Genomic DNA, 13,081 nt, shown 5'->3' with positions numbered 1-13,081 from the left:
AAGATGAGACTTCCCACAGCGCAAGCTGGTAAGACCCCTCATAGACGATGAGGTTGATAGGTTCGGTGTGGAAGCGTGGTAACACGTGGAGCTGACGAATACTAATCGGTCGAGGACTTATCCACACACTCTTAGCAAACATGCGTATTCAGTTTTGAGGGAACGAATGCTAAGCGCATTTGTCGCTTCATTTTTCACGGAGCTGTGGTGAAGTTGGAGTTCACGCCGGTCTGTCACACCGGAGGTCGCGGGTTCGAGTCCCGTCAGCTCCGCCATTTAATTGGTGGGGAAAAGTATGTCTTTGGCTCGGTAGCTCAGTCGGTAGAGCAGAGGACTGAAAATCCTCGTGTCGGCGGTTCGATTCCGTCCCGAGCCACCATGTACGAGCCATTAGCTCAGTTGGTAGAGCATCTGACTTTTAATCAGAGGGTCGAAGGTTCGAGTCCTTCATGGCTCACCAGTTTTTACAAGCAATTCAAAAGTAAAAATATGATAAGATATGCGGACGTAGCTCAATTGGTAGAGCGTCGCCTTGCCAAGGCGAAGGTCGAGGGTTCGAGACCCTTCGTCCGCTCCATTATTAGTTCGCAAACACCACTTGCTATGTGCCAGTGGTGTTTTCCTGCTTTTTGCCACAAAACACTTTAATAGACGAGTCAGCTTGTAGGGTAGCAGCGCTTCTGGTACGATACTTGGAGTGCTGCTCCTACGATGTTGGAGGTTTTATGAAACATAACAAAAGTATTTTGAAAAAAACGACTGTCGTTGACTTTAAACAAGATGCCGCTTTTTTTGTGGATCGTGGAATGCGGTTTTTAAATCGATACGACTATGAAAAAGCATTGCGATCCTTTCGCAGAGCGATTGAGCTTGCACCTACAAGTGCCGAGTGCCATTGTCATTTAGCGAGTGCGCTCGCCGAAGCAGGACAGTTTGAAGCATCGAATGATGTTCTCTATGAGGTTATCGAAAAATGGGATACGTCCATGACGGAAGTCTACTTCTATATGGCCAATAATTATGCGAATCTGGAAGACTTCCAAATGGCAGAAGAGCTGGCTATTCGCTATTTACAGGAAGATAGTACGGGTCCGTACCGTGAAGAGGCAGAGGAGCTCCTTGATTACATTTATTTCGAGCTAGACATGCCCCCACGTCATTTTCTTCCGAGTGACAAAGAAGACGTCTACAGCAAGCACGAGCGTGCGAGACGTAGCCTGGAAGAAGGGCGGTTCCTGGAGGCGCTAGACATTTTGAAAGAAATTGTTGAGGCCGACCCAGACTTCTTGCCGGCCTGGAACAATCTGTCCCTTGCCTACTATTATGTTGGTGATTTTCAAAAAGCGATGGACACCATTGATCGGACGCTGGACATGGAAAACGGAAACTTGCATGCCCTGTGCAATTTGGCCGTTCTGCTGTCACATCATAATGAAGCAGGAGAGCTGCTTACGCTGATGGACATGCTCAAAAAAGTAGTTCCGTTTCATCCGGAAAACACCTATAAGCTGGCGACGACGATGGGCGTGCTCGGACAGCACGACGAGGCGTACTTCCATTATCAGCGTTTGCTGCGCTCAGGACAGCCACAGGAGGCGTGCACATACCACTATGCTGCCATCTCTGCTCATTTGAGTGGACGTAAGGATCAGGCTCTCCGCTGGTGGCAAAAAGCCAAGCAAATGGACCCGGAAGCCGGGATCGCTGATCAGTACATTCAAATGGTAAAAAACGAACAAGAAGGGGAGACTATAAAACCGATCCCCTATCAATACAATCCGCCGCAAAAGGATGTTTCTTGGGAACAAGCTTCGTTCACCGGTGTTCAAGACTTTAAAAGCGATCCAATGATTCGGGCATCCCTACTTTGGGCTTTGCAGCACGGGCGTGACGAAGTGAAATTTGCGGTTCTGCAAACGTTGTCGCTCATTGGTGATGACGAAGCAGAAACAGCAGTCCGCCAGTTTTATTACCAGACCGACAATCAGCAGCTACAAAAGCTGGCGCTGCTGGCACTTTCGGACATGGGAGCAGCCATGCCTGCCGAAGCTCCCGATCACAACGAGTACCCAATCGCCGAAGTACATCTCGAGGATAGTGTAGAAGAAGCGATTCGTCACTTTTTGCTGGAGAACGGACAAAAGGAAGCCGGAGAATGGTGCCTACGCTTTTGGAACCATTATCATGAGCACGCTCAAAATCATGTACAAGTGCGGAAAGCAGTAGCGTGGGTCGCTGCATTAGAATATGTATACGGAACTGTAAAGCAAGAAAAAAAGTCGCAAGCGTATCTGGCAAAAAAATACGGAATCTCTGTCACTACTGTGGCAAAGTGCGTCAAAGTATTGTCGACACTTGATTTTAAATAGATTATTACATTATAATTAGTTTAAACAAGGATAGAGAAACCGTGTTAGACGAGGAGGCAATAGATATGAGCGATCAAAAAATTTACGATGTGATTATCGCCGGAGCAGGTCCTGCAGGGATGACGGCTGCTGTATACACGTCTCGTGCGAATATGAGCACACTGATGCTCGAAAGAGGAATACCTGGCGGTCAAATGGCCAATACGGAAGAGATTGAAAACTATCCGGGCTTCGGTTCTATTCTCGGACCGGATTTGTCTACAAAAATGTTTGAGCACGCACAGCAATTCGGTGCTGAGTACGCATATGGCGAAATCAAAGAAATTCGTGATGAGGAGCCATACAAGCGCGTCATTACAGGAGATAAAGAGTACCTGACCAAATCTGTCATCGTAGCTACAGGTGCAGAACACCGTCTGTTAGGTGCCCCAGGTGAAAAAGAACTGTCTGGCCGTGGTGTTTCTTACTGCGCAGTATGTGACGGAGCCTTTTTCCGCAACAAAGAGCTAGTTGTTGTAGGTGGCGGTGACTCCGCGGTAGAGGAAGCTGTCTTCTTGACTCGCTTCGCTTCCAAAGTAACAATCGTTCACCGTCGTGATCAGTTCCGCGCACAAAAGATCTTGCAAAAACGCGCTTTTGAAAACGAAAAGATCGAAGTGATCTGGGATTCAGCAGTGAAAGAAATTCGTGGTGAAGGCAAAGTACAATCCGTCTTGCTGGAAAACACGAAAACTGGTGAGCAAAGCGAGCTTGCTACTGACGGCGTCTTCATCTACGTAGGTATGGACCCGTTGACTGAGAGCGTACGTCCACTGGGGATTACGAATGATGCAGGGTACGTTTTGACTGATGAAAAAATGTACACCAAAGTAAAAGGTGTATTCGCAGCTGGTGACGTTCGTGAGAAATTACTGCGTCAGGTTGTGACAGCTACAGGAGACGGTTCGATTGCAGCTCAATCTGCACAGCACTTCGTAGAAGCGCTGGATGAACAGCTAAAAGAACAAAATGTCACAATCTCTTAATTTGCTTGTAACATGGTTGAAACATTTCAAGGGTAAGATAAAGACAATGAATTGACCCCCTTATCTATATAAACTTTGTTGCGTGGCTGGGATCTCAGTCGCGCATCTTTTTTTGTCCAAAATGGCTTGTACACAACAGGTGCAAGTGTAGGGAAACAGTGGGGACGTTCTCAAAAGGATGCGAATAGGGCAGTCAATATGGTATGCTATTGACAGAATCATAGGAGGCGAGTTGCGTGACGGAATTGGGAAACGACAAGGCCATTAATCTCCTGATTATTACCGGGATGTCAGGTGCGGGAAAAACAGTTGCTGTGCAGAGCTTGGAGGATTTGGGTTATTTTTGTGTGGATAACTTGCCGCCAGTGCTAATTCCTAAATTTGCAGAACTGGTACAACAGTCTGGTGGGAGTATTGAGCGGGTCGCATTGGTTATAGATTTGCGGGGGCGAGAATTTTTTGAAAGTCTGTCCGTAACAATCGAAAGCCTGAACCAGATGAGTGGACTTTCCTTTCACATCTTGTATCTGGATGCGAGTGATCAAACCCTTGTTTCCCGATACAAAGAAACGCGTCGTCGCCATCCGCTTTCACCTAATGGTTCACCACTTGAAGGGATTCATGCAGAGCGCCGCTTGTTGCAGGAAATGAAGGGATGGGCGCACCAGATTATCGATACAAGTCAAATGAAGCCGATACAGCTACGTGAAAAAATCATCAGCCAATACGGACAGCATGGATCTCCACTTACGATTAATGTATTGTCGTTTGGCTTCAAGTACGGGACACCGATTGATGCAGATCTGATGTTTGATGTCCGATTCTTACCAAATCCGCATTATGTCGAGGAGCTGCGCCCAAGAACTGGGTGTGACCCGGAAGTGGCGGAATACGTAATGGAACATAAGGAAACGAAAGAGTTTATAGAAAAGCTGACTGACTTTTTAGCGTATACCTTGCCACACTATCAGCGTGAGGGGAAAAGCCAGCTGGTGATTGGAATTGGCTGCACAGGAGGTAAGCACCGTTCAGTAGCGATCGCAGAGCATCTGGGACAAACCTTAGGAAAAGATTTTTCGATACGTGTCAGTCATAGAGACATGGAAAAGAACAAGTAAGCATAGGATGGCAGGAAGAAAACGTACGTTATCGTATCAGATCGTGCCACCTATTACGTGTATCAGGGGATAACGAGGTGACATATGCCGACTAAGGGAATGGGGAGGCTGCAGCCAAGGCAATTACGTATTGTCGTAATTGGGGGAGGAACGGGTCTGTCTGTCCTGCTCCGTGGACTCAAGCACGAGCCGGTGCATATAACCGCCATTGTGACGGTCGCAGATGACGGGGGAAGCTCCGGCCGTTTGCGTGAAGAGATGGATATGCTCCCGCCAGGCGACATACGAAATGTGTTGACTGCTTTGGCCGATACGGAGCCGTTGATGGAAAAAGTGATGCAATATCGTTTTTCCACAGGCACGGGATTAGCCGGGCATAATTTGGGAAATCTACTACTTGCAGCAATGAATGAAATTACAGGAGATTTTGTCACCGCAGTCAAAACGTTGAGTGGGGTATTAGCTGTCCGAGGGGATGTGCTGCCTGCTTCTACTCAATCGATTCGTTTGAAAGCGGAAATGACAGATGGATCTCTCGTTGTGGGAGAGTCCCAAATACCGCTCACAGGTAAGGAAATCAAGCGTGTATTCCTCGATCCTGAGGATGCAGTACCACTGAGTGAAGCGTTGCTGGCGATTGCTGAAGCAGACGCGATACTGATCGGACCAGGCAGCTTGTACACGAGCATCCTGCCTAATCTGTTAGTGCGTGGCTTGTTTGCTGCAATCAAACGCTCACCAGCGCCAAAGATCTACATTTGTAACGTCATGACACAGCCAGGAGAAACAGATGGCTTTACCGCTTCCCGGCATGTGAATGTGATGTATGAACATGTGAATGAACCATTCTTGGATACGATCATTGTCAATTCAGCAGAGCTGCCGAATCATGTACTGGAGAAGTATGCGGAGAAGGGGGCGGCTCCTGTCCCATGTGACCTGAAGCAGCTGCGTCAGCTAGGCTTGCACGTTGTGGCGAAGCCGCTGGTCACATTTGAGGATGGTTACCTGAGGCACGATGCGCATGCAGTAAGCAAACAGGTTGTTTCACTAGTCAAGCGCAGGCGGAAGGTGCTGAAGTTGGAGAAGGAGTGAAAGTCGATGTCATTCGCCGCGCATACCAAAAAAGAATTGACCATGCAGGAGGGCGGAGATTGCTGTAGCATGGCGGAGCTGTCAGCTCTGATCCGCATGAATGGCAGTCTGCAGTTTGGAGCCGGACGACTGGTGTTGGATGTAACAACGGAAAACGCGGCGATTGCCAGACGTATTTACACATTGATCAAAAAAATGTTCCAAATCCACGCAGAACTGCTCGTTCGTAAAAAAATGCGGCTCAAGAAAAACAACGTTTATATTGTACGGATACCGAATAAAGCAAACGAAATTTTGCAGGAGCTAGGCATCATGGATAACAGCCTGTCCTTTATTCCAGGTATCGCGCCTGAGATCGTGAAAAAGTCTTGCTGCAGAGCTGCTTATTTGCGTGGTGCTTTTTTGGCTGGAGGTTCCGTTAATCATCCGGAGGCTTCCAGCTATCATTTGGAAATATTCACTTCCTATCAAGATTTTTGCGAAGCATTGACCAAGATCGCTAATCGGTATAAACTAAATGCCAAGTGCATCGAGCGGAAAAAAGGGTATGTTCTCTATATTAAAGAAGGCGAGAAAATCACAGAGTTTTTGAGCCTGATTGGGGCGCACCAGGCACTCCTGTATTTTGAGGATGTACGAATTGTCAAGGATATGCGTAACTCCGTTAACCGTTTACATAATTGCGAAATCGCTAATATTAATAAAACGGTAAACGCTGCCACGCGGCAAATGGAGAATATCCAACTGATCGACAACGAGGTAGGATTGGAGAATTTACCGAAACGTCTGCGTGAAGTAGCCGAATTACGACTAGCTCATCCCGATATCAATTTGAAAGAATTGGGGGAAATGGTGCCGAGTGGGGTAGTTAGCAAATCTGGGATTAACCACCGCTTGCGAAAAATAAACGAAATCGCTGACAAATTACGAGAAAAACAAAATATTTCGATCTAGATGCATGATATACTAATGGATAATAGTCTATGGCGTAAGGAGGTTCTTTCATGGTTCAACAGCAAGTTGTGGTGGCATTAAAAACCGGTTTGCAAGCGCGCCCGGCAGCATTTTTCGTACAAGAGGCCAACCGTTTTGCATCGGAAGTATTCGTTGAAAAAGAAAACAAAAAGGTAAATGCGAAGAGCATCATGGGTATCATGAGCCTCGCGATCAGTTCGGGAACGGAAATTACCATTATAGCAGAAGGGCCAGATGCCTCCCAGGCAGTTACAAGCCTCGTAAATCTGGTTAGCAAGGAAGACTAGAAAAAGTTTTTCACAGGACACTTTCTCTTAGGGGAGGTGTCTTTTTTTTGTAGCTTCACACATTTTCTTCCTGTCGTCAGGGCATTGCTAATGACTGTAGTGCGCAAAAAAGGAGGGGAAAAACAATGAGCAATCGTGATGCCAAGCATGAAGGTCGTGATGCTTATGATATGGACATCGACCGCATGATCAATGAAGGCCTTGGCGGGGGCATCGTCTCTGACCAGAACGGCCTGATTGAGGAGACTAGCGTGGACACGATGACCGGAGCCACTAATGCCGAGCAAGCTTTGGACGACTAAACGATAGCAGGAGGGACAGCTAGTGGATGTGGCTAGAGTACAGGAGATTGTCCGTTCGAAAGAAAAGATTCAGGTGACATACCAAGGAAAGTCAGTATGGATTGATGACGTCGATGAAAGCACTTCGACTGCACGTGTTCATACAGAACGAAATCCTGCTCAAAGTGAATATGTCGCCATCAGTCAATTGGAAGAAGCATAAGAAAACCTCTATCGAGGCTTCCTCAAGGAGGAGCGACCGCGTTTAGCGGAAAGTTTTACCGAAGTTATGCCGGATGCGGACGCTGAGGCACCTTGTCATGCGCTCCGGAATTCATAAGCATCACGCTTATAAATTCCTATACGTTAAAAAGAAACACCCGGCTACAATTAGTCGGGTGTTTCCTCTGTTTACATCAGCCTGATTACTTCTTCGAAGAAGGCTCAGAAGTGATGACTTTGTCAATCAGTCCGTACTCTACGGCGTCAGCTGCAGAGAGGAAGTTGTCGCGGTCGGTATCCTTTTGAATGCGCTCCAATGGCTGCCCAGTACGTTCTGCCAGGATCGTATTCAAGTGATCGCGCATCTTCAAAATGCGTTTTGCAGCAATTTCAATGTCGCTTGCTTGACCTTGAGCGCCACCAAGTGGTTGATGGATCATCACTTCGCTGTTAGGCAATGCAAAACGCTTGCCTTTTGCCCCAGCAGCGAGCAAGAAAGCACCCATGGAGGCAGCCATTCCGATACAAATCGTGGAGACATCTGGCTTAATGAAGTGCATTGTATCGTAAATCGCCATACCGGCAGTAATTGAACCACCTGGGCTATTAATGTACAGATGAATGTCTTTCTCCGGATCTTCCGCCTGAAGGAACAACAACTGTGCCACAACAATGTTGGCTACGGTGTCGTTGATTGGGGTTCCCAGAAAGATGATGCGGTCCTTGAGCAGACGCGAGTAAATATCATACGCACGTTCACCGCGGTTGGTCTGTTCAATGACGGTTGGAATCAAGTTCATGTGCATCTAGTCTTCCTCCTCTCTTTGTAAGATTAATCATACACAAAAGGTCAATGAAGGTCAAACACTTAAGTGCATGTCCTCCCTACCATGTTTGCCAAATTGTCTCTCCATAAACCTATTTGCAAATGAAATGATTTATTCTTCATCCCAGTCACTTAATTCAACGGCTAGACGCAGGGAGGCTTTCAGCTTTTTACCGTGAATAATGGTATATTCGTCAATCTCTTTTGCTTGTAATTGATTAATGGCTTCCGCAAGGGCTTGCTCATCCTTGTATGGCTGTATGGTCAAAAGACACTCTTCGTCACTTGCTTCCTGGTAAATCAAATAAAAAGCTTGATCTGCCATCTCCATACCTTCCCTCATAATAGTTATCCACAGTTTTATCAACAGGTTGTGCACAAAAACGTTTGTTCGTGGGATATTTTTAGGTAATTTATCTTTTTACATAGTTTGGCATGATTGGCGCATCTCTTACATAGGAAAAGAATGGGATGAAGAAAGAAGGATATAGCTGATTGATGTCGAAAATTACAAAATTGGTATTCATTTCATTTTAATGAGGGGTGTTTTTTATGCTTCGCAAGGTTTCTGCAATGGTGTTGACTACTGCTCTTTTGACAGGGAGTGTAGCGGCCACTGCTGCATTTGCCCAAGCAGCGCCGGTACAACAACAACAAGTTAAAGTTCAACTGAATGAAAAGGATTTCCCATTCCCACAAGGGGTTGTGGTTGAGGATGGCGTAGCATATGTCAATGCAAGCACGTTGGCCATTGCTTTGGGTGGAACTGCCGCTTGGGACACAATGTCGAAATCGTTGCTCGTATCCAAGGGTAAAGAATACAGACTGCGTATGTACGAAAATACGACTTTAGCCTATAAGAACGGCAAAGAAACGCAAGTACCGAATGCAGCAAAACCAGTAAGAGGTGGCGTTCTTGTACCACTCGTATTCATCGCAGAAGAGCTTGGAGCAAAAGTGAGCTACGATGAAAAAACGCTCACCTACAACCTAACCGTTCCAATCAATTCGTAAGAGAATTGATTGGTCATGGAGGGAAAACCACAGTGATGCACGAGGCATTACGTTACGTGCAAAGCGTATTCCCAAAAACAAAAAAAGTAGATAAAATTTTCCAGAAAGCAGTTGCCATATTTTATACGGTAGCTGCTTTTTCATACTGATCTTACAGAGTCGTTCCCACTGATCCAGTATCAATAAGAGTTTTCTAATCAATTATATGGTCGAAAATTATATTGATAGCGAATCCTGTTATTTCTATTGCAAATTTTCGAAAATATTTTAAAATAAGATAGTGAATCATAGTTTGCTCGTAAATAAAGAGGGGGATTATTGCTATGAAAAAACAGAAAACGCTGTCTATTCTAGCTGCTACGGTAGCATTGGGTTCTGTACTTGCAGGTTGTGGCGGTGGCCAGAGCACAGCTCCTGCGCAAAACAGTGGTGGTGGAAGTGCAACGCCAGCTCCTCAGCAAAGCGGCGGCGGAAGCGGAGCAACTGAAAAATTGGTAATTGCGGTAGTAGGACCTATGTCTGGTCAATATTCCGATTATGGCAGTACGGCAAAAGCAGGTGCGGAATATGCCCTGAAAGAAAAACAAGAAGCATTCAAACAGCTTGGCTTTGATGTGCAGCTCTTGGCCCAGGATGACCAGGCTGACCCGAAACAAGGGGTTGCTGTAGCACAAATGCTGATCTCCAACGCTGACGTAGTAGGGGTTGTTGGTCATGCTACAACAGGAGCTTCTATCACGGCAGCTGCACAATATGACCAAGAAAAGCTGGCTATGGTGTCTCCATCCGCAACCGGTTCTGATCTGACAGAGCAAGGCAAAAAAATTGTTCACCGCATTTGTGCGCGTGACGACCAGCAAGGCTCCAAGGCAGCTGTTTACGCGAAAAACCAATTAGGCATCAAATCTGCTTTCATCATGCATGACAAGGCAGCATACGGCCAAGGTCTGGCTGATGAAGTGAAAAAGCAATTTGAAGCTGACGGTGTACAAATTCTCGGCTACGAGGGTGTAACAGCTGGGGAAAAAGATTATAGTGCGATCATTAACCAAATTCTCGCTACCAAGCCTGAGATGATTTATTTCGGTGGATACTATTCCGACGCGGGTATCATCGTGAAGCAAGCACGTGAAAAAGGCTTCAAAGGTGTATTCATGGGTGGAGACGGCTATGACTCCGCTGACCTCGTAAAAATTGCCGGCGCTGAAAATGCAAACAACGTCGTATTTACATCGACTGTAGGTGACGTTGGAGCGACTGAAGAAGGTAAAAAGTGGATCACAGACTTTGAATCCTCTACAGGAAATAAAGTGGGTATCTTTACTTCGTTCGGATATGACTCCATGGGTGTCATGCTGAACGGTCTGGAAGAAGCAATCAAAGCAAATGGCGGCAAAAAGCCTTCCCGTGAGCAAGTATTGGATGCTGTTCACAAAACGAAAGATTACAAAGGAAAATTCGTGAATGTAACCTTTAACGAAAAGGGTGACAATGAGTTCGCATCGGTTTATGTGTACAAATATGAGAACGGTCAAAAAGTATACATCGGCGAAGCGAAGTAAGCGGGTATCCTAAAAGCCGTTTGGGACATACTACGTTTGGCGTGAAGACCAGATCGAGAAGGAAGGGATTCGCATGTCAAACAACCGAAATACCAAAAACGGCGGCAACCAAGGTCACAGCACCAAGACACAAGGGGCTAAAAAACAAAAGTCCGAACGTGACCGCAATTTGAATAAGCAGGATCCACAATAATGAAGGAAAGCCCTGGGGATATGATTCTCCAGGGCTTTCCCTTTTTAGGAAAAAGCCCACCCGGTTGAGAAGGACGCGGGTGGGCTAGCTGCTTAGCGAATACCGTGCTTCGTAGGCAAATTTTTCTCAGGATGTCCCAAGCCTTGATGCTGCTTGTTTTTGAGGTCCTTTGCCTGGGCTTCGTGGATCTTTGCGACGAACTCACTCGTGCTCATTTTAGTAAAATCCATCAGCTACCTCCATAAACGTTTTGTCTCTCGCTTAGTTAGGATGACCCATTTTACCCATGAGCAATCGGCAAGGTTATCTCGATGACGGTCCCTTCATCTTTGCGGCTCGTAATATGGAGGCTGCCATTATGATCTTTAATAATTTTGGAGCTAATCATTAGTCCAAGACCTGTTCCATGTTCTTTGGTCGTAAAAAAGGGCTCGCCCAGCCTTGGCAAAATGTCTTCGGGTATACCGCATCCGGTGTCGGCCAGTCTGACGATCACTTGATCCGGTTCGAGCAGGCGAGTCGAGACGTAAATCGCACCATGCCCAGTGATGGCTTCGATGGAGTTTTTGATAATGTTAAGGAAGACCTGCTTGAGCTGATTTTCTTCCCCGGCGATAATAGTTGCTTCGGGAAAAGATGTATGGAAATGAATATTATTCAGATTAGCCTCTGATGCCAAAAGCGCCAGGACATTATTAAGCAAGTCCACCAAGGAAATGTGCCTAATTTGCATGTTTTGCGGTTTTGCTAGAACGAGAAGCTCGCTCACGATAAAATTAATCCGTTCCAGCTCGGAAAGCATAATATCGGCATACATTTTTTTCTCATTCAGTGACGGAGAAAGTAGTTGGACAAAGCCTTTCAAAGCAGTGAGCGGGTTTCGTATTTCATGGGCGATGCCAGCAGCCAGTTCTCCAATCATAGAAAGTTTTTCTGTCTTTCGCAGCAAATCCTCATTATTTCGCCGTTCGGTAATATCGCGGGATACGATTATGAATCCATCACATTCTCCGGACGGGGCAAAGATGGGGACTCCTTTTGATTCGAGAACAATCGTTGTCCCATTGACACAGTGGTAGCGGAACTCACAAGTTTGTGGTTCTTTGGTAGAAAGCAGCTTTTTGAAATGCTCAACAACACGAGGGCGATCATCTGCATGAACATCGATGAGCGTAACAATGCCAGATTGTTTCCGGTTGCCATGTATGCGCTCGTGAGAAGGAGAGAGGTAGACGACATCGCCGTTGATATCGGTAATCATGATGAAGTCATCGGTGTGTTCTGCGATGATCCGATGCTTCTCCTCACTTTTTAACAAGGCCGCTTCTGAGTGCTTGCGTTCCATGACATTTCGTGAGACGAGCATAATATTTTGAACAGCTCCGGTGTCGTTCACGAACGGGATGCCACGTATTTCAAAGGAGATCCATTTGTCGTCCTTGTCTTTGACCCGTGCTTCAAACTGAAGGGGCATTTTTGTAGCAAGAATTTCTTGTTGCTTGGCGAGAAATAGAGGCTTGTCTTCTGGGTGCACAATATCCAAACCAGTTTGCGGAGTGTACTCTTCAGGTAAGTACCCGAGTTGCTGCTCAATAGAAGGCGATACGTAGATGAGCTTCAACGAATCGTCGTATATGGAGACGATATCCTGAGTGTGGTCGATCAGTAGCCGATATTTGGCCTCTGTAGCTTTGAGTGCTTCTTCTGTTTTCTTGCGGTCGGTGATGTCGCGAGTAATGCAGGAAGCACCTATAATGGTACCCGCTTCGTTCACGATCGGAGTGGCAGATAAGGTTACATGTATCAGCTCACCGTCTTTTCGCTTGCGAATCGTTTCATAATTCGTGATGTGAACCCCCATGCTCCTGACTGCCTCGAAAAGCTGCCTGGTCTCTATAATGAGATCATCTGGAATAAAGCAGGATGGTTTTGAGCGGACCTCTTCAAGCGACCAGCCATAATAATTTTCGAATGCTTGATTGACTAGGATGATGTCGCCATCCATATCACTGATGGAGACGGTGTCAGTCGTGTAATGGAAAAAAGCTTTCAAAATCTGATCTGTGATGAGACGATCCATGCCTTTTTTGTGTGAACGCTTTCTTTTCCATGAG

Annotated in this window: 14 protein-coding genes, 4 tRNA genes and 1 rRNA gene; 15 read left to right on the top strand and 4 right to left on the bottom strand. The window is 46.3% G+C overall.

Annotated features, from left to right (window positions below; genetic code table 11):
* The 13 genes from C3B52_RS27865 to C3B52_RS27810 form a co-directional block, all read left to right on the top strand.
* Positions 1–125 (top strand): 23S ribosomal RNA (locus C3B52_RS27865); the annotation flags it as partial.
* Between the two features lie 73 nt (positions 126–198).
* Positions 199–275, top strand: a tRNA-Asp gene (locus tag C3B52_RS27860).
* Between the two features lie 28 nt (positions 276–303).
* Positions 304–379: transfer RNA gene (locus C3B52_RS27855), tRNA-Phe, on the top strand.
* Positions 380–384: 5 nt separating this feature from the next.
* Positions 385–460 (top strand) — tRNA-Lys (locus tag C3B52_RS27850).
* Between the two features lie 41 nt (positions 461–501).
* A tRNA-Gly gene (locus C3B52_RS27845) sits at positions 502–577 on the top strand.
* 148 nt (positions 578–725) lie between these two features.
* Entirely contained in the window at positions 726–2,369 is a 1,644-nt protein-coding gene (locus C3B52_RS27840) for a tetratricopeptide repeat protein (protein ID WP_103109636.1), read from the top strand.
* Positions 2,370–2,434: 65 nt separating this feature from the next.
* The gene (gene trxB, locus C3B52_RS27835; protein ID WP_103109635.1) at positions 2,435–3,394 is read left to right on the top strand and encodes a thioredoxin-disulfide reductase; all 960 of its coding nucleotides are present in this window, start codon (positions 2,435–2,437) and stop codon (positions 3,392–3,394) included.
* 236 nt (positions 3,395–3,630) lie between these two features.
* Positions 3,631–4,512 carry an RNase adapter RapZ gene (gene rapZ / locus C3B52_RS27830; protein ID WP_103109634.1) on the top strand — a complete coding sequence of 294 codons (882 nt, stop codon included), beginning with the start codon at positions 3,631–3,633 and terminating at the stop codon, positions 4,510–4,512.
* Positions 4,513–4,596: 84 nt separating this feature from the next.
* On the top strand, positions 4,597–5,607 hold the full coding sequence (locus C3B52_RS27825; protein WP_103109633.1) for a gluconeogenesis factor YvcK family protein: 1,011 nt from the start codon (positions 4,597–4,599) through the stop codon (positions 5,605–5,607).
* A 6-nt stretch (positions 5,608–5,613) separates the two neighbouring features.
* The gene (gene whiA, locus C3B52_RS27820; RefSeq protein ID WP_103109632.1) at positions 5,614–6,561 is read left to right on the top strand and encodes a DNA-binding protein WhiA; all 948 of its coding nucleotides are present in this window, start codon (positions 5,614–5,616) and stop codon (positions 6,559–6,561) included.
* A gap of 50 nt (positions 6,562–6,611) precedes the next feature.
* Entirely contained in the window at positions 6,612–6,869 is a 258-nt protein-coding gene (locus tag C3B52_RS27815) for an HPr family phosphocarrier protein (protein ID WP_103109631.1), read from the top strand.
* Positions 6,870–6,994: 125 nt separating this feature from the next.
* Positions 6,995–7,171 carry a hypothetical protein gene (locus tag C3B52_RS36865; RefSeq protein ID WP_164684973.1) on the top strand — a complete coding sequence of 59 codons (177 nt, stop codon included), beginning with the start codon at positions 6,995–6,997 and terminating at the stop codon, positions 7,169–7,171.
* Positions 7,172–7,193: 22 nt separating this feature from the next.
* The gene (locus C3B52_RS27810; RefSeq protein ID WP_103109630.1) at positions 7,194–7,373 is read left to right on the top strand and encodes an H-type small acid-soluble spore protein; all 180 of its coding nucleotides are present in this window, start codon (positions 7,194–7,196) and stop codon (positions 7,371–7,373) included.
* Positions 7,374–7,575: 202 nt separating this feature from the next.
* Here the strand turns inward: C3B52_RS27810 and clpP are convergent, their stop codons facing one another.
* Both clpP and C3B52_RS27800 read right to left on the bottom strand, forming a co-directional pair.
* Complete coding sequence (clpP, locus tag C3B52_RS27805) at positions 7,576–8,172, bottom strand: ATP-dependent Clp endopeptidase proteolytic subunit ClpP (RefSeq protein WP_164684974.1); 597 nt, start codon at positions 8,170–8,172, stop codon at positions 7,576–7,578.
* A gap of 138 nt (positions 8,173–8,310) precedes the next feature.
* Positions 8,311–8,523: a hypothetical protein gene (locus tag C3B52_RS27800; protein ID WP_201264953.1), complete on the bottom strand. Its 213-nt coding sequence runs from the start codon at positions 8,521–8,523 to the stop codon at positions 8,311–8,313.
* Between the two features lie 227 nt (positions 8,524–8,750).
* Between C3B52_RS27800 and C3B52_RS27795 the strand changes: the two genes are divergently transcribed.
* Together C3B52_RS27795 and C3B52_RS27790 are read left to right on the top strand one after the other, a co-directional pair.
* The gene (locus C3B52_RS27795) at positions 8,751–9,212 is read left to right on the top strand and encodes a copper amine oxidase N-terminal domain-containing protein (protein WP_103109627.1); all 462 of its coding nucleotides are present in this window, start codon (positions 8,751–8,753) and stop codon (positions 9,210–9,212) included.
* A 323-nt stretch (positions 9,213–9,535) separates the two neighbouring features.
* Positions 9,536–10,774 carry a branched-chain amino acid ABC transporter substrate-binding protein gene (locus tag C3B52_RS27790; protein ID WP_103109626.1) on the top strand — a complete coding sequence of 413 codons (1,239 nt, stop codon included), beginning with the start codon at positions 9,536–9,538 and terminating at the stop codon, positions 10,772–10,774.
* 285 nt (positions 10,775–11,059) lie between these two features.
* Here the strand turns inward: C3B52_RS27790 and C3B52_RS27785 are convergent, their stop codons facing one another.
* A complete protein-coding gene (locus C3B52_RS27785; RefSeq protein WP_084766116.1) occupies positions 11,060–11,197 on the bottom strand; it encodes a DUF4023 domain-containing protein in 138 nt (45 codons plus the stop codon).
* Between the two features lie 50 nt (positions 11,198–11,247).
* Positions 11,248–13,047 carry a PAS domain S-box protein gene (locus tag C3B52_RS27780; protein WP_235615881.1) on the bottom strand — a complete coding sequence of 600 codons (1,800 nt, stop codon included), beginning with the start codon at positions 13,045–13,047 and terminating at the stop codon, positions 11,248–11,250.
* Positions 13,048–13,081 lie beyond the last annotated feature (34 nt).

This window comes from Brevibacillus reuszeri (assembly GCF_002897295.1).
Taxonomy (GTDB): domain Bacteria; phylum Bacillota; class Bacilli; order Brevibacillales; family Brevibacillaceae; genus Brevibacillus; species Brevibacillus reuszeri_A.
This window is presented reverse-complemented; position numbering and strand designations above follow the sequence as displayed.